This window comes from Caulobacter sp. 05L422 (assembly GCF_056397765.1).
Genome location: NZ_JBFTOB010000001.1, coordinates 358,170 through 378,256, shown reverse-complemented (window position 1 = coordinate 378,256; position 20,087 = coordinate 358,170). Strand labels below are relative to the sequence as shown.

The 20,087-nt window shown below is 68.2% G+C and carries 19 protein-coding genes; 9 read left to right on the top strand and 10 right to left on the bottom strand.

Annotated elements, in window-relative coordinates:
• Positions 1 to 90 precede the first annotated feature (90 nt).
• Together aptA and AC1DMQ_RS01595 are read left to right on the top strand one after the other, a co-directional pair.
• Positions 91 to 1,410 (top strand): omega-aminotransferase AptA, encoded by a 1,320-nt coding sequence (aptA, locus tag AC1DMQ_RS01600; protein ID WP_477031801.1) that lies wholly within the window; start codon positions 91 to 93, stop codon positions 1,408 to 1,410.
• Between the two features lie 179 nt (positions 1,411 to 1,589).
• A complete protein-coding gene (locus tag AC1DMQ_RS01595; RefSeq protein ID WP_477031800.1) occupies positions 1,590 to 2,378 on the top strand; it encodes a site-2 protease family protein in 789 nt (262 codons plus the stop codon).
• On the opposite strand, the gene AC1DMQ_RS01590 is transcribed toward AC1DMQ_RS01595, so the two are convergent.
• Positions 2,375 to 3,481: a cache domain-containing protein gene (locus AC1DMQ_RS01590; RefSeq protein WP_477031799.1), complete on the bottom strand. Its 1,107-nt coding sequence runs from the start codon at positions 3,479 to 3,481 to the stop codon at positions 2,375 to 2,377. The genes AC1DMQ_RS01595 and AC1DMQ_RS01590 overlap by 4 nt on opposite strands.
• A 309-nt stretch (positions 3,482 to 3,790) precedes the next feature.
• On the opposite strand from AC1DMQ_RS01590, the gene AC1DMQ_RS01585 reads away from it, so the two are divergent.
• Positions 3,791 to 5,131: a pectate lyase family protein gene (locus AC1DMQ_RS01585; protein ID WP_477031798.1), complete on the top strand. Its 1,341-nt coding sequence runs from the start codon at positions 3,791 to 3,793 to the stop codon at positions 5,129 to 5,131.
• A 191-nt stretch (positions 5,132 to 5,322) separates the two neighbouring features.
• Positions 5,323 to 6,444 (top strand): chorismate synthase, encoded by a 1,122-nt coding sequence (gene aroC / locus AC1DMQ_RS01580; RefSeq protein ID WP_477031797.1) that lies wholly within the window; start codon positions 5,323 to 5,325, stop codon positions 6,442 to 6,444.
• On the opposite strand, the gene AC1DMQ_RS01575 is transcribed toward aroC, so the two are convergent.
• Complete coding sequence (locus AC1DMQ_RS01575) at positions 6,441 to 6,653, bottom strand: hypothetical protein (protein WP_477031796.1); 213 nt, start codon at positions 6,651 to 6,653, stop codon at positions 6,441 to 6,443. The two genes, aroC and AC1DMQ_RS01575, sit on opposite strands and share 4 nt — an antisense overlap.
• 306 nt (positions 6,654 to 6,959) lie before the next feature.
• On the opposite strand from AC1DMQ_RS01575, the gene AC1DMQ_RS01570 reads away from it, so the two are divergent.
• Complete coding sequence (locus AC1DMQ_RS01570) at positions 6,960 to 7,466, top strand: response regulator (protein WP_477031795.1); 507 nt, start codon at positions 6,960 to 6,962, stop codon at positions 7,464 to 7,466.
• Positions 7,467 to 7,601: 135 nt separating this feature from the next.
• Positions 7,602 to 7,835: a hypothetical protein gene (locus tag AC1DMQ_RS01565; RefSeq protein ID WP_477031794.1), complete on the top strand. Its 234-nt coding sequence runs from the start codon at positions 7,602 to 7,604 to the stop codon at positions 7,833 to 7,835.
• Positions 7,836 to 7,858: 23 nt separating this feature from the next.
• Here the strand turns inward: AC1DMQ_RS01565 and AC1DMQ_RS01560 are convergent, their stop codons facing one another.
• Positions 7,859 to 8,308 (bottom strand): MarR family winged helix-turn-helix transcriptional regulator, encoded by a 450-nt coding sequence (locus AC1DMQ_RS01560; RefSeq protein ID WP_477031793.1) that lies wholly within the window; start codon positions 8,306 to 8,308, stop codon positions 7,859 to 7,861.
• A 162-nt stretch (positions 8,309 to 8,470) separates the two neighbouring features.
• Here AC1DMQ_RS01560 and AC1DMQ_RS01555 point away from each other — a divergent pair, with 162 nt between their 5' ends.
• Complete coding sequence (locus AC1DMQ_RS01555; protein ID WP_477031792.1) at positions 8,471 to 9,262, top strand: alpha/beta fold hydrolase; 792 nt, start codon at positions 8,471 to 8,473, stop codon at positions 9,260 to 9,262.
• A 198-nt stretch (positions 9,263 to 9,460) separates the two neighbouring features.
• Here AC1DMQ_RS01555 and AC1DMQ_RS01550 read toward each other — a convergent pair whose 3' ends face one another.
• From AC1DMQ_RS01550 to queC, 5 genes are all read right to left on the bottom strand, one after another.
• Positions 9,461 to 9,832, bottom strand: a complete 372-nt coding sequence (locus AC1DMQ_RS01550) for a YciI family protein (RefSeq protein ID WP_477031791.1) — start codon at positions 9,830 to 9,832, stop codon at positions 9,461 to 9,463.
• Between the two features lie 95 nt (positions 9,833 to 9,927).
• The gene (locus AC1DMQ_RS01545) at positions 9,928 to 10,197 is read right to left on the bottom strand and encodes a hypothetical protein (RefSeq protein WP_477031790.1); all 270 of its coding nucleotides are present in this window, start codon (positions 10,195 to 10,197) and stop codon (positions 9,928 to 9,930) included.
• Between the two features lie 14 nt (positions 10,198 to 10,211).
• Positions 10,212 to 10,577, bottom strand: a complete 366-nt coding sequence (locus tag AC1DMQ_RS01540) for a 6-pyruvoyl trahydropterin synthase family protein (RefSeq protein ID WP_477031789.1) — start codon at positions 10,575 to 10,577, stop codon at positions 10,212 to 10,214.
• Between the two features lie 74 nt (positions 10,578 to 10,651).
• Positions 10,652 to 11,284, bottom strand: a complete 633-nt coding sequence (queE, locus tag AC1DMQ_RS01535) for a 7-carboxy-7-deazaguanine synthase (RefSeq protein ID WP_477031788.1) — start codon at positions 11,282 to 11,284, stop codon at positions 10,652 to 10,654.
• Positions 11,281 to 12,036 carry a 7-cyano-7-deazaguanine synthase QueC gene (queC, locus tag AC1DMQ_RS01530; RefSeq protein ID WP_477031787.1) on the bottom strand — a complete coding sequence of 252 codons (756 nt, stop codon included), beginning with the start codon at positions 12,034 to 12,036 and terminating at the stop codon, positions 11,281 to 11,283. The genes queE and queC overlap by 4 nt, the downstream gene beginning before the upstream one ends.
• A 117-nt stretch (positions 12,037 to 12,153) precedes the next feature.
• Here queC and AC1DMQ_RS01525 point away from each other — a divergent pair, with 117 nt between their 5' ends.
• On the top strand, positions 12,154 to 12,645 hold the full coding sequence (locus AC1DMQ_RS01525) for a nuclear transport factor 2 family protein (protein WP_477031786.1): 492 nt from the start codon (positions 12,154 to 12,156) through the stop codon (positions 12,643 to 12,645).
• Positions 12,646 to 13,086: 441 nt separating this feature from the next.
• Entirely contained in the window at positions 13,087 to 15,906 is a 2,820-nt protein-coding gene (locus AC1DMQ_RS01520) for a TonB-dependent receptor (protein WP_477031785.1), read from the top strand.
• 81 nt (positions 15,907 to 15,987) lie between these two features.
• Here AC1DMQ_RS01520 and AC1DMQ_RS01515 read toward each other — a convergent pair whose 3' ends face one another.
• Together AC1DMQ_RS01515 and AC1DMQ_RS01510 are read right to left on the bottom strand one after the other, a co-directional pair.
• The gene (locus tag AC1DMQ_RS01515; RefSeq protein WP_477031784.1) at positions 15,988 to 17,439 is read right to left on the bottom strand and encodes an esterase-like activity of phytase family protein; all 1,452 of its coding nucleotides are present in this window, start codon (positions 17,437 to 17,439) and stop codon (positions 15,988 to 15,990) included.
• Between the two features lie 5 nt (positions 17,440 to 17,444).
• The gene (locus AC1DMQ_RS01510) at positions 17,445 to 19,787 is read right to left on the bottom strand and encodes a TonB-dependent receptor (protein WP_477031783.1); all 2,343 of its coding nucleotides are present in this window, start codon (positions 19,785 to 19,787) and stop codon (positions 17,445 to 17,447) included.
• Between the last annotated feature and the right edge of the window lie 300 nt (positions 19,788 to 20,087).

Sequence of the window (20,087 nt, the reverse complement as noted above, 5' to 3'; positions counted from 1 at the left end):
CCCTCAAAAGGTCATTGGACCTTGCCAGGAGACCTCCAATCGCGATCACAATGCAAGGCCTCTTGGGCAAGCCTGATCCGGAGTTCCGCCATGCCCGATTTCGGCGCCAACGACCTCGACGCCTTCTGGATGCCGTTCACGCCCAACCGGCGGTTCAAGGCCAATCCCCGGATGCTCAGCCGCGCCGAGGGCATGCACTACGCCACGCCCGACGGCCGCCAGATCCTGGACGCCACCTCCGGCCTGTGGTGCGTCAACGCCGGGCATAATCGGCCCAGGATCGTCGAGGCGATCCGCCGCCAGGCCGGCGAGATGGACTACGCGCCCAGCTTCAACATGGGCCACCCGGCGGCCTTCGCCTTCGCCTCGCGCATCGCCCAGATCACCCCGCCGGGGCTGGACCGGATCTTCTTCACCGGCTCGGGCTCGGAGTCGGTCGACACCGCCCTGAAGATCGCCCTGGCCTACCACCGGGCGCGGGGCAAGGGGACCAAGACCCGGCTGATCGGCCGCGAGCGCGGCTATCACGGCGTCGGCTTCGGCGGCATCTCGGTGGGCGGCATCCCCAAGAACCGGATGTATTTCGGCTCGCTGCTGATCGGCGTCGACCACCTGCCCCACACCCACGGCGTGGCCGGCAACCTGTTCTCGCAGGGCCTGCCCAAGAACGGCGCCGAGCTGGCCGACGCGCTGGAGGCCATCGTCGCCCTGCACGACGCCAGCAATATCGCCGCCGTGATCGTCGAGCCGGTGGCCGGCTCGACCGGCGTTCTGGTGCCGCCGGAAGGCTACCTGCAGCGCCTGCGGGCGATCTGCGACAAGCACGACATCCTGCTGATCTTCGACGAGGTGATCACCGGCTTCGGCCGGGTGGGCGCGGCCTTCGCGGCCGAGCGCTTCGGGGTGATCCCGGACATGATCTGCATGGCCAAGGGCCTGACCAACGCCGCCGTCCCGGCCGGCGCGGTGGCGGCGTCGGAGGGCGTCTACCAGGCGATGATGGACGGCGCCGACGCCCCCATCGAGCTCTTCCACGGCTACACCTATTCGGCCCACCCCCTGGCCTGCGCGGCGGGCATGGCGGCGCTGGAGGTCTATCAGGAGGAGGGCCTGTTCACGCGGGCGCTGGAGATGGAGCCCTACTGGCGGGCGGCCGTGCATTCGCTGAAGGACGCCCGCCACGTGATCGACATCCGCGACTTCGGCCTGATCGCCGGGATCGAGCTGGAGCCGAGGCCCGGCGCCCCGACCGCCCGGGCGATGGCCGCGTTCGAGACGGCGTTCGACCAGGGCCTGCTGATCCGGGTGACGGGGGACATCATCGCGTTGTCGCCGCCGCTGATCATCGAGAAGGCGCAGGTGGACCAGGTGGTGGAGACGATCCGGGCGGTGTTGGCGGGGGTGGACTAAACCCTCTCCCGGAGGGGAGAGGGAGGGACCCGCGACGCAGTCGTGGGAGGGTGAGGGGTGACGCCCTCACCGATTTCACATAGCGCCCTGCCGGCACGCCGTCGGACGGTTTACCCCCTCACCCTCCCAAGCTTTGCTTGGGCCCCTCCCTCTCCCCATGGGAGAGGGTATAAGGGGCGATGACCTTTACCGACGTCCCCGCTCTTAAACCCAAGCCCGCCCCGATCAGCGCCAACGCCCTGATCCTGATCGCGATCTTCACCGCCCTGGCCTTCGCCCTGGCGCGGATGCCCGATCCGCCCGGCGTGCTGACCTTCGCGTTCGTGGTGGTGGGCTGGATCCTCAGCGTGGTGGTCCACGAGTTCTGCCACGCCTTCGTCGCCCACAAGGCCGGCGACCACACGATCGCCGAGAAGGGCTACCTGACCCTGGACCCGCTGAAATACACCGACCTGTCGACCAGCCTGCTGCTGCCGCTGGTCGCCCTGGCCATGGGCGGGATCGGCTTTCCCGGCGGCGCGGTCTATCTGCGCGACGACCTGATGCGCAGCAAGCGCGGCCGGGCACTGGCCTCGCTGGCCGGGCCGCTGGGGACGCTGGGCGTGCTGATCGGCCTGGTCCTGTGCCTGGCCGCCGACCGGGCGTTCGGCGTCGAGACCAGCCCGCTGTCGCGCGCCGCCGCCTTCCTGGCCTTCCTGCAGGCCTTCGCCCTGGTCCTGAACCTGCTGCCCCTGCCCGGCCTGGACGGCTTCGGCGTGATCCGCCCCTACCTGCCGGTCGCCGTCCAGCGACAGGCGGCGAAGTTCGGCGGCCTGGTGTTCATCGGGCTGTTCCTGGCGATCTTCCTGGTGCCGCCGGTCAACGACGCCCTGTTCAGCGTGGTGGTGTCGATCACCGACCTGTTCGGCGTCTCGCGCCCGGACATCGGCGCGGGGTATCGGGCGTTCCGGTTCTGGGAGGCGCTCTAAGCCGCGCTGAGCTTCGGAGCCGCCGTCACCGCGGGGCGAAAGGTGGCGGCCGGCTTTTGCTCCTCCGAAGTCTGGACCAGGCAGCCGTACCAGCCCATGCCCTCGTAGGTCTCGTAGCCCGGGGTCAGGGCGTAGCCGATGGTGCGGGCGCCGTCGGCGTAGCTGCCCATGTCGCCGCCGGTGGTGTCGAGCTTGAAGGTCTCCTCCAGCACGCCCTTGCCGTCCGAACTGGCCAGCACCCGGTGGTTCTGGTCGAGCAGCAGCACGCGTGAGCGGGCCTTCTCTTCGTCGGTCAGGCGCACGCCGTCGACCACCGCCTGGGCCTGGGGCTTCCAGTCGAAGTGGACGCCCAGCACGCCGATCACCTTGCCGCCCGCCTGGCCGCCCTCGCGGATGGCCGTGGCGTAGGTGGCGACCGGGGCGTCGTTCAGCGCCTTGACCCGCTCGATGTCGCAGACCGTGAAGTCGTCGCCCGACTTGGTGCGCATGGCGTTCCTGAACCACTCGGTCTCGGCCACCGACACGGCCTTGGCGGCCGGATACCTGTCGGGGCGGCCGCTGGCGACCACCCGGCCGGTGGGGTCGGCGATCCAGAGGTCCAGATAGACGGTGTAGGCGTCGAGGATCACCTTCAGACGCTGGCTGGCGTAGGTGGCGGCTTCGCGCGAGGGCGCGGCCACGCAGTCGACCACGGCGCTGTCGGTGGCCCACCAGCGCACGTCGCAGGTGCGCTCATAGAGGTTGCGGTCAATGATCTCGATGGCGTTCAGCGCCAGGTCGGCCAGGCGCTGGCCGCGCAGGTGGCCCAGGATCGCGCCGCCGATCTTGGTCAGTTCGTTGAGGTCGGCGCGCACCTGGCTCTCCAGGGCGGCGGCCACCACGTCGATCTGGGTGGAGATGGTCTTGAACTCTTCGGCCACGATCGCGAAGCCGCGCCCCGCCTCGCCCGCGCGCGCGGCGACGATCAGAGCGTTGATGGCCAGCATCTTGGCCGAGCGGTTGACGTAGGCGATCTCGCCGATCTTCTCGCCGGCCACGGCGGACAGGCGCTCGCTGAGCTCCAGAATGCGTTCTGGGCGGAGACTGGCGTCTTCGTCGGCCATGAAAGGTTTCCCCCGAAACCGGCGGCGGGATGCGAACAGCCGAATCACTCGCCAGACAAGCGAGAATGACACCAGTGTCAGCTTTCGGGGATGGGGGTCGGACAATCCGTCGCGCCTTTTCGCACCTTTCGTGGCACAGGCCCTGTGGATATGTTCAGTTATGAGGCAATCTTTGCCTCATTAATCATCAACGCTCGACAGCGTTGTCATGCGCCGGTCACCGCAAAGCCTTGCCGCAAGCCAATGACACCGGTGGACAGGATTTCGTGGCTGGAGGATTGTGGGCGGAATAAATGGGGGAAACCGCAGATGTTCCGAACCGTCTTGACCGCCGCCCTGGCCTTGAGCGCCGTCACCGCGGCCCACGCCGCGCCGCGCGAGGTCCCGGCCTTCCCCGGCGCCGAGGGCGCGGGACGGCTGTCGGTCGGCGGGCGCGGCGGGACGGTGATCAAGGTCACCAACCTGGAGGACTCCGGCCCCGGCTCCCTGCGCGCCGCCGTCGAGGCCAAGGGCCCGCGCACGGTCGTCTTCGAGGTGGCCGGCACGATCCCGCTGAAGAGCGAGCTGAAGATCGCCAACGGCCAGATCACCATCGCCGGCCAGACCGCCCCGGGCGGCGGGATCACCGTGCGCGACCACACCCTGGTGGTGTCGGCCGACGACGTGGTCATCCGCTTCATCCGCTCGCGCCTGGGCGACGAGAGCAAGACCGAGGGCGACGCGATCTGGATCAATTCGGGCCGGCGGATCATCCTCGACCACGTCTCGGCCAGCTGGTCGGTGGACGAGACCCTGTCGGCCAGCGCGCGGTACGACAATCCAGGCCAGGGGTTCTATGACCTGACCGTCCAATGGTCGATCATCGCCGAAAGCCTGCGCCACTCGATCCACGCCAAGGGCGACCACGGCTACGGCAGCCTGATCCGCGGCGGCGGCGGCTCGAAGATCAGCTTCCACCACAACCTGTGGGCCAACCACCTGGCCCGCATGCCGCGCCCGGGCAATTACGAGGGGCCCGACAAGGACCCGGTCGGGGCGTTCTTCGAATTCCGGTCCAACGTCTTCTACAACTGGGGCAAGGGCCACGCCGGCTACGACGCCGACAAGGCGGCCCTGGCGGCCTACAGCTTCATCGACAACGCCTATGTCATGGGGCCCGACAGCGAGAAGCCCGTCGCCTTCAACGAAAGCAACAGCCTGGCCAAGGCCTGGTTCGCCGGCAACAGCATGAACGGCGCGGTCCCCGCCGATCCGTGGAGCCTGGTCACCGGGCTGCAGGCGCCGGGGTATCGCCAGAGCGGTCCGATCGACGTGGCGCCGGTCAAGGCCGACCCGGCGGCCTCGGCGTTCGAGCGCGTGCTGAAGGACGCCGGGGCCTCGGTGTTCCGCGACGCGGTCGACGCCCGGGTGGTGGCCGGGGTCCGCGACAAGACCGGCAAGCAGATCGACAGCCAGGCCCAGGTCGGCGGCTGGCCGGTGCTGCCGTCGGGCGTCGCGGCGGTGGATGCGGACGGGGACGGCATGCCCGACGCCTGGGAGAAGGCGCATGGGTTCGATCCGAGGAAGGCGGATGGGGCGGCGGACCGCAACGGCGACGGCTGGACGAACCTGGAGGACTATCTGGCCGACGCGGCGAGGACGCGGGGCTAGCGGCTCACCCACTTGCCCCCACCTGACCGCTTCGCGGTCTGTCCGCCCCCATAGGGGGCGGAGGTTTGCGTAGACGCCCCGAAGCCCTCTTCCCCCTCTGGGGGAAGACGATCGCGAAGCGATCCGTAGGGGGCAAGTGATCGCCGCTCCAACCTTTGCCCCAGAAGCCCCTTTCCGCTAAACCCCCGACCATGTCGCACAACACCTTCGGTCACCTGTTCCGCGTCACCACCTGGGGCGAAAGCCACGGTCCGGCCCTGGGCTGCGTGGTCGACGGCGTTCCGCCGGGCATCGCCCTGACCGCCGAGCAGATCCAGGCCTTCCTCGACAAGCGCCGTCCCGGCCAGGGCAAGTTCGTGACCCAGCGCCAGGAGCCGGACGCCGTTCGCATCCTGTCGGGCGTGTTCGAGGACGAGCGCAGCGACGGCCAGCGCACCACCGGCACGCCGATCAGCCTGGTGATCGAGAACACCGACCAGCGCTCCAAGGATTATGGCGAGATCGCCCAGGCCTTCCGCCCGGGCCACGCCGACTACCCCTATTTCGCCAAGTACGGCGTGCGCGACTACCGCGGCGGCGGGCGCAGCTCGGCGCGCGAGACCGCCGCGCGGGTGGCCGCCGGCGCGATCGCCCGACTGGTGATCCCCGGCGTCACGGTGCGCGCGGCCCTGGTGCAGATCGGCCCGCACGCCATCGACCGGGCGAACTGGGACTGGGACCAGTGCGAGCAGAACCCCTACTGGTCGCCCGACGCGGCGATCATCCCCGTCTGGGAAGAGCATCTGGAAAAGGTCCGCAAGGCCGGCTCCTCGACCGGCGCCATCGTCGAGGTCGAGGCCACCGGCGTGCCGGCCGGCTGGGGCGCGCCGCTGTACGGCAAGCTGGACGCCGAACTGGCCGCGGCCCTGATGTCGATCAACGCCGCCAAGGGCGTGGAGATCGGCGAGGGCTTCGCCTCGGCGGCGCTGTCGGGCGAGGACAACGCCGACCAGATGCGGATGGGCAACGACGGCCCTGTGTTCCTGTCCAACCATGCGGGGGGCGTCCTGGGCGGCCTGTCGACCGGCCAGCCGGTGGTGGCCCGCGTGGCCTTCAAGCCGACCTCCTCGATCCTGACCCTGCGTGAGAGCGTCAACGAGGCGGGCGAGGAGATCGACCTGCGCACCAAGGGCCGCCACGACCCCTGCGTGGGCATCCGCGGCGTGCCGGTGGTCGAGGCGATGACCGCCTGCGTGCTGGCCGACGCCTTCCTGCGCCACCGCGCCCAGACGGGCGGCGGCGCGTTCGTTCCGGGGATGAACGGGCGGGTCTAACCCTTCCGCGCCTCCGGCCACTCCTCGGGGCGCATGATCATCGTGGGGCGGAGGAACGGCGAGCGGACGCGGTCGTAGTCCTGCACGTGAAGATCTCGACAGATGATCTCAAGCAACTCGCCGCCACTGACCTCGGGCGCGGGCTCGTCATGCATCTGGCTCCAAAGCTCCAGAGCTTCACGCTTAATGAGTTCGTCGCGGGAGGCCATACAATTGATATCCCTTCGCCCCTTCAACTCTCCGGCGATGCGACTCGTTCCTATTTTTTTCGTTGACAAAAGGTAATCAAGCGACACCGACGTTAAGGATATTCTGAACACGGGCGCAAAAAGACTCGCGCCGAGACTCGGCCTCGGGGCCCTGGATCGACGGCGGCCCCCATATGTCACAATCCGACTTACGGCGGAAAACATTGAGCTTTCAGGTGAAATTCCGATTGACCGTTTGTTGCGGCCCCGTAACGTTTGACGCCTAGGCGAGCCACTCGGCGCGTCGTCCGAGCCAGCCGGGGGCGCGTGCGCTTCGATCTGCTGAAGATCCTTCTGGTCGACGACAATCAGCACATGCGCATGTTGCTGACCGAAATCCTGCGGGCCCTGGGCGTGCGGCAGATCTTCGAGGCGATGGACGGCGCCGAGGCCTTGCAGATGATGCGCGAGACCGAGATGGACCTGGTCATGACCGACCTGACCATGGGTCCGCTGGACGGCATCGACTTCGTCAACCTGCTGCGCAATTCGCCCGACAGCCCCGCCCCGTTCGCCCCGGTCATCATGATCACCGGCCACTCCACCATGCGCCGGGTCGCCGAGGCCCGCGACGCGGGGGTCAACGAGTTCCTGGCCAAGCCGGTGACGGCGCGCGGCGTGATCCACCGCATCAACCTGCTGATCGAGCACCCCCGCCCGTTCATCCGCTGCCAGGCGTACTTCGGCCCCGACCGTCGACGGCGGGCCGAACCGGCCTTCAAGGGCCCCTGGCGTCGGCAGGGGGACCCCGGCGTGGTGGAGCTGCAGTACTGATCCCTCCCCTCCGCTCATCCCGGCATTCGCCGGGATGAGCGGATCTATCTAAGGGCCACACAGCGGCCATCGGACGCGGAGACCCTTAACCCCCGCCGGGCTAGAAGACTGGCTCCAACCTCAGTGAGCCTGCCCATGTTCGCGCGTCGCCTCGCCCTCGCCCTCGTCCTGCTGACCGTGGCCGCCGCCAGCCAGGGCTGCCTGGCCGTCGCCGCCGGCGGCGCCGTGGTCGGCGCGACCGGGGCCGTGGTCGGAACCACCGGCAAGGTCGTGGTCGCCACCGGCAAGGCGGTGATCCCCGGCGAGAGCAAGAAGGACCGCGAAAAGCGCGAGTTCAAGGAATGGAAGAAGTCGCAGCGCGGCGGCTAGGCCGCTAGCGCGTCAGTTTAACGCTAGCGCGCTTGGGGCGCCGAGCCGACCAGGGCGTCGCGCAGCGCCTGGACCTGGTGATTGAGGGCGACCAGCTGGTCGACCGTCATGCCCGACCGGTTCAGCAGGGTTCCCGTCAGGCAGCCCGAGCGGGCGTAGAGCGCCCGCCCCTTCTCCGTCAGGGTGACATTGACCTGCCGCTCGTCGTCGGCATTGCGCTGGCGTCCGACGAAGCCGGCCAGCTCCAGCCGCTTGACCAGCGGGGTGATCGTGCTGGGCTCCAGGGCCAGCCGGTCGGCGATGGCCCCGATGGTCAGGCCGTCGCTCTCCGACAGCGCGGTCAGCACCAGGTACTGCGGATAGGTGACGCCCAGGTCGTCCAGCAGCGGCTTGTAGGCGCGGTTGATCGCGATCGTCGTGCTGTACAGCGAAAAGCACAGCTGGTCGTCCAGCGGGATCAGGTCGTCGGCCAAGGCGGGTCTCCCTTCTGAAGGCGCTCGCAAGCGCTTGGCCAATCTTTATCACAAAAAAGCATATCGCGATAAAGAAAGTGCTGGACAGGTCGTTTCGAGGGGCGTAGCCATATCGTTATCGCGATAATGATTATCGCAGAAACACACCAAGGGAGATCCGAGATGACCCAGTTCCGCAACCTGATCGCTTCCGCCGCCGCCCTGACCCTGGCCGCCGGCTTCGCCGTCCACGCCGCCCCGGCGATGGCCGCCCCCGCCTCGGCCAAGGCCGTGAAGAACATCGTCCTGGTCCACGGCGCCTTCGCCGACGGCTCGGGCTGGGCCGGCGTCCACAACATCCTGGTCAAGGACGGCTACACGGTCAGCATCGTCCAGAACCCGACCCTGTCGCTGACCGGCGACGTGGCGGCGACCAAGCGCGTCATCGCCTCGACCAACGGCCCGGTGATCCTGGTCGGCCACTCGTACGGCGGCGCGGTGATCTCCGAGGCGGGCACGGACGCCAAGGTCGCCGGCCTGGTCTATGTGGCCGCCTTCGCGCCGGAGACCGGCGAGTCGGTGCAGTCGCTGATCGCCAACCCCGTCCCCGGCGCGCCCGCCCCGCCGATCCTGCCGCCCAAGGACGGCTTCCTGACCCTGGACCGCGCCAAGTTCGCCCACGCCTTCGCCGCCGACGTCGAGCCCGGCGTGGCCGCCTTCATGGCCGACTCCCAGGTGCCGTGGGGCGTCGAGGCTCTGGGCGGCAAGATCACCGTCCCGGCCTGGAAGACCAAGAAGAGCTGGTACCTGCTGGCGACCGACGACCTGATGATCCCGCCCGCGGCCCAACGCGCCATGGCCACGCGGGCCGGCGCCACCATCGTCGAAACGGCCGGCAGCCACGCGGTCTTCGTCGCCAATCCGGCGGTCGTCGCCAAGCTGATCGAGGACGCGGCGGAAGGCGCCGGCAAGTAGCCGCGAGGGCGCTCCGGCGTCGAACCTCTTCTTCCCTCTCCCCTTGCGGGAGAGGGTGGCCCCACGAAGTGGGGTCGGGTGAGGGGTCGATGAACGCAAACGCCGCGCACAGCCGTCAGGCTGGACGCGGCGTCTACTTTTGAGAGACCCCTCATCCGGCGCTTCGCGCCACCTTCTCCCGCAAGGGGAGAAGGATTTTTACTCCGCCGCGATCGCGCCCGGCAGGTACAGCCGGATCGGCCGCACCTCGTAGGCGCCGCCGGGATTGGCCACGCCAAGCTCGCGGGCCACGTCGAGGGCCTCGTCCATGTCGGCGACGTCCAGCACGTAGAAGCCCAGGAACTGCTCCTTGGTCTCGGCGAACGGGCCGTCGACCACGAAGGGGGCTTCGCTCTTGACCAGGGTCTTGGCGGCCGTGGTGCCCTGCAGCCGGCCCGATGGGCCCATCTTGCCCTCGGCCTCCAGCCGCTCATGGATGACCGACAGGCGGCCCATCACGGCGTCGTCCTGCGCCTGGGTCCAGCCCATGACCTCGGTCTCGTTGTTGTAGCACAGCAGCATGTACAGCATTCGCGGCCTTCCCCGGCGTCATCGGCGAGGCAGAGATAGGGCACGAGGGGGCGAGAAGGAAGACCGGCGTTTTTCGAAGACGCCAGCAACCACGATCAGACACCGGCGCCCCAGATTCCGAGCCAGGCGAATCCGGCGACGAGCGCCGCGATGGTCGCGCCGGCCAAGATCCCGCCGAAAGCCCGGTGAGTATGCGGCACGAGGCCAACCCCGGCGGTCAGGACAATCATGACGATCGGAATGGCCAACAGCGGCGTCGCGTCCCCATGGACCCCGTAGGTCTTCGCGCGATCGACGGCTCCAGCCAGGGGCGCAGTCCACAGCAGGCAACCCAGGACGGCGATCAGATATCTGACGATCCGCACGCGCCCCCGCCCATCTACAGCGTCAGCGCGCAGCTTTCGCCGATGGTCGGGCGCGAGATCACCACGCGCGACAGGCCTGGGAACTGCGGCGTCAGGCGCTCGGCGAAATAGAGGCAGATGCGCTCCAGGGTCGGGCTCTCCAGCCCCGGGCGATCGTTGAGCAGGCCGTGGTCCAGCTCGGAGGCCACCGCCTTCAGCGCGCCGTCCAGGCTGTCCAGGTCGGCCACCCAGCCGGCGTCCTGCATGGTGCCGCGCACGCTGGCCTCGACCTTGAACGAGTGGCCGTGCAGCTTGCGGTAGCGATGGTCGGCGGGACCTTGCTCGATGTAATGCGCCGCGTCGAAATGCGCGGCCTTCGTGATCTCGAAGACGGGCTTCATCAGGGTACTTCTTTTGACAAGGCCTGGGAGGCTCTAGCGCGTCGACCCTGTCACCAAGTCGAGCGCCTTATCCGTCAGGGCAGGCCGAGATATTTGTGCGTCTGGACGCTTAAACGCCATTGTGGGTGCGAAAGGCAATAGGCGACGGCCAATTGCGTGTTCCTGTCGCGGTCCGGCCCGTCCATCGGCTGCAGGTAGAAGCGCTCGAAATCCAGGCCCTCGAACCGCTCCGGCAGGGCCTTTTCCTGCGGATAGACCAGCTTCAGCTCCTGCCCCCGGGTCTGGACGACGGGGGCGTCGGCCTTGGGGCTGACGCAGACCCAGTCGATGCCCTCCGGCGCCGCTATCGTGCCGTTGCTCTCGACCGCGATCATGAAGCCGCGGGCGTGGAGGGCCGCGATCGCAGCCTCGTCCAGCTGCAGCAGCGGCTCGCCGCCGGTGCAGACCACCAGGCGATCGCGCGGTCCGCCGGTCCAGGCCGCTTCGACCGCGTCGGCCAGGGCGTCGGCGGTGGCGAACTTGCCGCCGCCCTCGCCGTCCACGCCCACGAAGTCGGTGTCGCAGAAGGTGCAGACCGCCTTGGCGCGGTCCTGCTCGCGGCCGGTCCACAGGTTGCAGCCGGCGAACCGGCAGAACACCGCCGCCTTGCCCGCCTGGCCGCCCTCGCCCTGCAGGGTGAGGAAAATCTCTTTGACGGAGTAGGTCACGCGGTCAGGACCTCGCGCCCCGCCGCGTCCCATTCCTCGTACCCGCGCTGGCGCAGCTCGCAGGCCGGGCATTCGCCGCAGCCGTGGCCCCAGGCGTGCAGCTCGCCGCGGTCGCCCTGGTAGCAGGTGTGGCTCTCGACCACGATCAGGTCGACCAGGTCCTCGCCGCCCAGGGTCTTGGCCAGGGCCCAAGTCTCGGCTTTCGTCAGCTTCATCAGCGGGGTCTCGATGACGAAGTCGCGGTCCATGCCCAGGTTCAGGGCGCTCTGCATGGCGTCCAGCGTGTCGCGGCGGCAGTCGGGATAGCCCGAGAAGTCGGTCTCGCACATGCCGCCGACCAGCGCCCCCAGGCCCCGGCGGTCGGCCAGGGCGGCGGCGTAGATCAGGAACACCAGGTTGCGGCCGGGCACGAAGGTCGAGGGCAGGCCGCGCTCGGTCATCTCGATGGCGACGTCGGCGGTCAGGGCCGACTGGGCCACCGCGCCGAAGCCGGTCAGGTCCAGCACGTGGTCCTCGCCCAGGCGCTCGGCCCAGTGCGGGAAGCGCTGGGCCATCTGGCGGCGGACCGACTGGCGGGCCTCCATCTCGATCACGTGGCGCTGGCCGTAGTCGAAGCCGACGGTCTCGACCCGGGCGTAGCGCTCCAGGGCCCAGGCCAGGCAGACGCTGCTGTCCTGGCCGCCGGAGAACAGCACCAGGGCGGCGTCGGCGCGCGACGGCGCGGACGCGGAAGAAGAGGAGGAAGCGGACATCCCGCCCCTCTACACCAACGCCGCGCCCCGCGCGAGATGGCCGGCGCGACGGCTGGATCGTTGCCGAGCAACCCGCGTTCTGCGAACCTCGCCGGACACGAGCCGGAGGACCAAGCCTTGGCGTACTGGATCTCGACCCGCGCCGCGCTGCTCGCGCTGGCGCTGCTTTCCGGCTCGGGGCTTCCCGGCTCGGCGTTGGCGGACGAGCTGAACGAGGCCGGCCTGCGCGCCGCCGATCGCGAACAGTCGCGGATCGTCGGGGCGGGCGACGTCGCCGCCCAGCAGGCGTTCATGCACCCCAACTACATCCTCAACGGCCCCGCCAACGCGGTGATGCGCAAGGCGCAGGTGATCGAGATGCTGGGCCAGGGCCAGATGGCCAGGACCGGCTTCGAACGGACCATCGAGGGCCTGCAGATCACCGGCAATGTCGGCATCGTCATGGGCCGGGAGTCGGTCGTCCCGGCCACCACCAGCCAGCTGGGCAAGCTGCACGGCGAAGGCGCGCTGCAGCGCCGGTTCACCAACGTCTTCCTGTTCGAGGACGGCCGCTGGCGCTTCCTGGCGCGGCAGGCGACCGTGGTCGGGGGCGGCGCCGCCAAGCCCTGATCGCGCCTCCCGGGCCGCGCATCGACTGTGTCCCCGGCTCATCAGCCCTGAAACATTTGTTTCGAACGCCGATATTTGGGCTGTACCTTCGGCGCGAATGGGACACTATGAGCCAAGCGCGGCGGCCAGCCGCGTCAAGGTTTCTTGGCCTGAAACCACGGCTGACGTTACGTCAGGCGCCGAACCGGCTTTTCTAAATTCCGCGAAAACTTGGATAGCCCGAGGTTAATGTGACCCTGGGTAAAGTGAAAACGCGTAACCTATCAATGATTACTTATATCTTGGCCGGTTGACAGCCCCAGATACCAAGTATGCAATCACCTTATGCTGCGAGGGGTCGGCCGTACGCCCGCGTAGTGTTTAAAAGTACGGCGCCGAGGAAACAACACGACGTCCGCAGGCTCCGCCATAAGGAGTCGCGACGTTCAGGGAGGGAATAGAATGTCGCAATCTCTGCGTATGCGGAGCCTGCTGGCCATGGGCGCGTCCGTGACCGTGCTGGCCGCCGTCGCCGCCCCGGCCTTTGCCCAGACCGCCCAGCAGGGCGGCGGCAACGTGCTCGAGGAACTGGTCGTCACCGCCCAGAAGAAGGAAGAGGCCCTGCAGGACGTGCCGATCGCGGTGTCGGCCTTCAGCCAGGACAGCCTGGAAGCGCAGAAGATCGACGGCGGCCCGAACTTGCAACTGGCCATCCCGAACGTCACCTTCGCCAAGGGCAACTTCACCAACAGCTTCAACTTCGCGATCCGCGGCATCGGCAACAAGGCCGTCGGCGTCTCGACCGACGGCGGCGTCGGCGTGCACGAGAACAACGCCCCGCTGCAATCGGGCAACCTGTTCGACGCCGAGTTCTTCGACGTGGAGCGCGTCGAAGTGCTGCGCGGCCCGCAAGGCACGCTGTACGGCCGCAACGCCACCGGCGGCCTGGTCAACATCATCACCGCCAAGCCGACCGACACCTTCGCGGCCGAGATCACCGGCGAGGTGGGCAACTACAGCACCCAGAAGCTGCGCGGCATGATCAACATGCCGATCATGGGCGACAAGCTGGCGGTCCGCGTGGCCGGCAACTGGCTCAAGCGCGACGGCTACGTCACCAACACCTTCAACAACCACAAGGTCGACGACCGCGACCTGTACTCGACCCGCGTCTCGGTGATGTTCAATCCCATCGACTCGCTGCGCACCAACTTCATGTGGGAGCACTTCGACGAGGACGACAGCCGCGCCCGCGTCGGCAAGCAGCTCTGCACCAAGGACAACGGCCCGGCCACAGTCGGCGGCGTGCCCACCGGCGCGGCCCGCGCCTTCCTGACCCAGGGCTGTCTGTCGGCCTCGCTGTACGGCGACAGCGCCTACGGCACGGTCAACACCTCGGGCACCCTGACCGGCGAGCTGGGCAACATCTTCGGCTTCACCAGCGGCGACGCCAACACCGGCGACACCACCAGCCGCAACCTGCGTGAAATCGAGACCCTGTTCGACCCGATCTACAAGTCGAAGTCCGACATCTACCAGTTCAACCTGGAATACGACCTCACCGAAGCGCTGACCTTCACGGCCCTGACGTCGTACAGCAAGGGCCAGGTCTATACGAAGCTGGACTACAACCGGAACGTCTCGACCGTTCCGTTCAACAGCACGGGCCTGTCCCCGGGCGGCTTCTTCACCGACCCGCAGGTGGGCACCACCAACAAGTTCACCACGCTGGACGTGTCCTCGGGCAACGCCAAGCAGTGGAGCCAGGAAGTCCGGCTGCAGTCGAACTTCGACGGCCCGCTGAACTTCAACGTCGGCGGCATCTATTTCGACTACAAGACCGTCACCGACTACTACGTGATCGGCAACTCGCTGACGATGTCGGCCATGGCGCTGAACTTCCAGAAGACCGGCAACCCGGCCTGTAACCCGGTCACCCTGCCGACCACCTGCATCGGCATCGACCCGAACGCCACGCCGGACGGCAGCGGCCACAACTACTATGACAACCGCTCGCCCTATCACCTGAAGTCGAACGCCATCTTCGGCGAACTGTACTGGCAGGCGAACGAGAAGCTGAAGTTCACCCTGGGCCTGCGCCGCACGCACGACGACAAGCGCCTGGACGTCTACGACACCGTCCTGCTGTCGCCCGGCATCGGCCTCAAGCAGAGCACCACCAACCCGACCGAGAAGTCGGTGTTCAACGAGCTGACCGGCCGCTTCGGCTTCGACTACAAGCTGACCGACGACAACCTGCTCTACGCCTTCTATTCCAAGGGCTACAAGGGCGGCGGCTCGAACCCGCCGGCCGCGGTCGGCTCGGCCGTCAAGCCGCAGTTCGCGCCGGAGTTCGTCAACGCGTTCGAACTGGGCTCGAAGAACACCCTGCTGGGCGGCAGCCTGATGCTGAACGCCACCGGCTTCTACTACGACTACCAGGGCTACCAGATCTCCAAGATCGTCAGCCGCACCTCGGTCAACGAGAACATCGACGCCACGGTCTACGGCCTGGAGCTGGAGTCGGTCTGGTCGCCGGTCCACAACCTGCGCCTGAACGCCAACGTCGGTTACCTGCACACCAAGATCGCCGACGGCGTGACGTCGATCGACACCATGAACCGCACGCAGAGCAACCCGGCCTACACCCTGGTCAAGGCGGGCCCCAGCCTGCCCAACGCCGCGGTCGGCTCCAACTGCGTCCTGACCACCGCCGGCGTCGCCACGGTGATCGGGGCCGGCGCGGGGGCGACCATCCCGTTCGCCTGCGGCGGTCCGCAAGTCTACCAGGCCTTCCTGCAGACCCCGGCCGCCCTCGGCGGCGCGGGCCTGCCCCCGGCCACGGCGGCCTTCTTGGCCAACATGACCGGCCTCTACAACTACGGCCCGGGCTATTCGATCGAAGGCACCACGGCGGACGTGTCGGGCAACGAGCTGCCCAACTCGCCGCACTGGACCACCTCGGTCGGCGCCCAATACACCTGGGACTTCTCGGGCGGCTGGTCGGCCACCCTGCGCGGCGACTACTACCGCCAGAGCAAGCAGTACACGCGGGTCTACAACACCGCCTACGACCAGCTGAAGTCGTGGGAGAACGCCAACGTCACCCTGAAGGTCGAGAAGCCGGAGTGGGGCCTGGAGATCGACGCCTACGTCAAGAACCTCAGCAACAAGACGCCGATCACCGACGCCTACACCACCGACGACAGCTCGGGCCTGTTCACCAACCTGATCACGCTGGAGCCGCGCACCTACGGCGTCAGCCTGACCAAGTCGTTCTAAGGCGCGACCGTCTAGACCGTCCCAGGACGGAAATCAGGGAGGGCGGCGGAGCGATCCGCCGCCCTCTTCGCGTTTTGCGGCCTACCGCAGCGGCGCGGGCAGGCTCAGGCGATAGACCAGGATCCGGTTGTCGTTGTCGCCGTCGGAGTCGCAGGACTGGCCGGACATCCGGCAATGGCGCGCGATGAAGTCGTTGTCGTTGCCGACGATCAGGAAGTAGTCGGCGGGATGACCCGGCTCCAGCACCGGGACCAGGTCCATCGCCTCCCACTTCTCCGACAGCGCCTCGACGCTGAGCCCGAAGCGCGCGAGCTGCGCGGGATTGAGCATGTTGACCAGTTCGACCGACGAGGCCGGGACGACGCCCGGCCGCAGCGCCGGGCCGGCGGGGTCCCGCAGCAGGGACGCCGTGGTGGTCTCGTATTCGCCGCCCGCGAGGTTGGTCGCGCCCGCGACGTCGACCAGCAGGATGCTCTTGTAGACGATCGGCGCCTTGCTTCCCGCGCCCAGGCCGGCGGCGTCGCGCGACAGCATCAGGAAGCGGTGGCCGTCGAGCGCGCGGATCTCGCTCTGGGCGGCGGTGCGATTGGGCGCGCCGCCGTCGCCGTCGGCGTTGTAGGCCGGCAGTTGCACCACGTAGTGGGCGACGGGCTTGGCCGGGGCCGGCGTGCGGCTGACGTCGTAGACCAGGACGCGGGCGTTCACGCGGCCGGCGGCGTCGCCCTTGGCGCTGTCCTGCATCAGCGCGCTCTGGAAGGCCACGAACAGGGTGGCGCCGTCGGGCGACAGCGACACGCCTTCCGGTCCCTGGTTGTTGCGCCGGCCGGTGGCCGGCGACTTCAGCGAGCCGAAATCGGGCTTGCCATCGCGTTGCGGCGCGATCGCGGCGGGCGGCGCGATCACCCCGCGCAGACGGCCGTCGCGGTCGAAGGCGTAGACGTTGGCCGAGTACTCGTCGCCGATATAGAAACCGCCGTCGCGGGTGAACTGCAGCGCCTCGGCGTCGAGCGACACCTTGCCGGCGCCGACGCCTTCGGCCGGGGCCGGCAAGGTGAGGCCGCGCTCGATCAGCGTGCCCGCGCCCGGATCGGCGCCGGTGAACGGCTTGCCGTTGAAGTCGCGCAGCTCCAGCCCGCCGTCGGGGACGAGCTCGACCTTGCCGTCGCCCGGCGTGAAGCGCAGGCGCAGGCGTTCCAGCCGCGCCGGATAGTCGAAGAACAGGTTGGCGGTGGGGTCGTTGCGCCCCCGGTCCGGCAGCGTCCAGAGGACGCCTTCATAGTGGTCGCCGACCCGCTTCCAGCTGCCGGGCGCGACCCGCAGCGAGGAGAACGAACCCAGCGTGTCGCTGAGGAAGTCGATCGTCCCCGCTGGCAGCACGCCGGCCCCGACCAGGCCCTGGTTGACGAAGGTCTGGCCGTTCAGCGACGCGCTGTGCGCCCCGTCGGTCAGGTCCAGATGCGGTCGGGTGACGGGCTCCTCCGCGCCGGCGAAGGCGGGGAAGAGCCACAGCAGCAGGACGAGGGCGGTGCGCATCCGGCTTAGAAGTCCACGCCGATCGTGGCGAAGATCTGCCGCGGCGCCGACGCGTGGAACACCAGGATGCTGCCCGCCGCGTCGTCCGGCGCGAACACGCTGCTGTCGAAGTTCGACGCATAGCGCTTGTCGGTCAGGTTGGTGATGTGCAGCGAGGCCTTGGCGCCCTTGGCCGGACCCACGGCGCCGAAGTCGTAGCCCAGGCCCAGGTCGAAGGTGGTGTAGCCGCCGAAGCTCTGGTCGTTGGTGTAGGTGTAGTAGCGGCGGCCGGTGTACTTGCCCTGCAGCGAGGCGAAGAAGCCGCCCTGCTTCACGGTCAGCACGCTGGCGAACATCTGCTTGGGCGTATCGACCTGCTGCTTGCCGGCCGTGGCCTTGACCACGCAGGTGGTGGTGCACCAGTCGAGGTTCTCGTCGTAGGTCGACTTGTTGTACGAGGCCGAATTGTACCAGGTCAGCCAGGTCAGCGGCTTCCAAAGCACCCCGATCTCGGCGCCCTTGCTGGTGACGCCGCCGGCGTTGTGGAAGGAGTTGCCGCAGCCCGGGTTCTGCTGCTGGTTGGTCGGGCAGGGATTGTACTGCAGCAGGCGGTTGTCGAACTTCACGTCGTAGGCGGCCAGCGAGACCTGCAGCGGGCCGCTCACATAGCGGTAGCCGGCGTCGAAGCTCTTGGAGGTCTCGGGCTCCAGGTACTTGCCCTGGGCGTCCCAGACGGCCTGCGACACCGACTGCGGACCGAGTTTGAAGCCGCCCTGGAACATCGCCATGTTCTCGGCGTAGCTGGCGAACACCTCGTGTCCGGGCGCGATCCGCCAGCGCACGCCGGCTTCCGGCAGGAAGTTGTCCTCGGCGTGCAGCACGCCCGACGCGAACTGGGTGGAAGCGGGGGGGCCCGCCTTGGCTTCACCACGGATGGCCGCGGCGTCCGACTTGGCGCTGGTGCTCTTGAAGCCGAAATCGATGCTAAGCGCGTCGTCCAGCAGGGTCACCGTGTCCTGGACGTAGAACTGCTGCGTCGTCCAGCGGGTCTCCTGCACCCACTGGGCGGTGTCCGGCTGGCCCTTCAGGTACTGGGCCAGGTCGAACGGACCCGTGACGGTGGTCCAGATGTAGCGCGCGGCGCTGCTGGTGTTGTCCTCCAGCCAGAGGCCCGCCTGGATGTGGTTGACGCCGAGGTCCCAGCCCAGGCTGGCGACCACGCCGGTGCGGTTGATGGTGTAGCGCGTGTCGCGGACCTGGACCGGCAGATCGTCGGCGGTGGACGCCGTGCCCTGGGTCGACCAGCCGGTGATGAAGTTGTTGCCCGCGCCCTTGTCCGAGTGGTGGTAGACTTGGGCGTGCGCCTTCAGGGTCGCGGTGACGTCGAAGTCGCCGGCCAGGTAGAACAGGTCGTCGTCACGCAGGATCTGGCCGTTGGTGTAGGTGACGTCCGAGTTCTTCTGCGGCGACGGCGCGGGGACGCACTTGGTCGGCGCGGTCGGCGCGGTCACCGAGCAGTAGGCGACGCCCAGGTAGGACTGCCAGTTCGGCGCATAGCCGCCCCAGTCCCAGCCCAGGCGCGAGAGCATGTCCTTGGACATGTAGGTGTCGTCGGCCTGGTTGGTGCGCGAAACGTCCGCGAAGGCCGTCAGCTTGAAGGGACCGCCGTCGTACACCGCCTTGGCGTTCAACTGCTTGCCGGTGGACTTGTTGTAGGCGCCCTGGTTCACGAACAGGTCCTGCTGCGCGTAATGCCCGGAGACATAGGCCGAGAGGCCGCCGTGCTCGCCGGTGTCGAAGCGCAGGAAGGTGCGGGCGGTGTCCTCGCTGCCGAAGGTCTGGCTGGCCGAGAACCCCAGGTCCTTGTGCGGGTCGCTGGAGGTGTAGATCAGCGCGCCGCCGAGGTTGCTGGTCGAGGCGATGCCCAGGCCCGCGATGCCGGTCGCCAGGTCGGCGCGGCCCAGGTTCTCGGAGATCAGCGCGCGGCTGATGGTCAGGCCGTTGTAGTTGTTGTAGGCGCCGTCGCCGAGCGGCATGCCGTCCAGCGTGTAGCCCAGGTGGGTGGTGTTGAAGCCGCGCACCTGCAGGGACAGCGACTGCTCGTTGACGCCCAGGGCGTCGATCGACTGGGCGCTGACGCCCGGCAGGAAGTTCAGGGCCTTCTGGATGCTGGTCCCGGGGGGCAGGACCTCGAGGTTCGACGGCACCAGGGTCACGACCGAGCGGGTCTGACCGCCGCCGACCACCACCAGCGCGTCGACTTCGCTGCTGTCGACCGCCGCGGCCGGCGCATCCGCCGCCTTCGCCTGGGTGGCGAGCATGAGACAGGCGGCGATGGCCAGCAGGCTGGCGGCGGACTTCTGCGACATTGTAGATCCCCTGATATCAAGAGCGCCGCAGGGACTTTTCGTCCGCGGCGCAGCTTGTTTTCAGGTGACGCGTCTATTCCGCTTCCGTGACGCTTTTTCAACAGCGGCGCTCGCCTGGCGTATTGGCGTGAACGGCTGTCGTCCGGGACTCGACGCGAGGACGGCCTATGCGCCGACGCCGGAAGCGTTAGCTTTTGAACAGATCCTCGAACATCGAGCGGGCCTGCTGTTCGCTGATGACGTGCGCCTCTCGCTCGTTCTCTTCCCACCAGGCTCCACAGGCTTGGCAGCGGCGGAGAC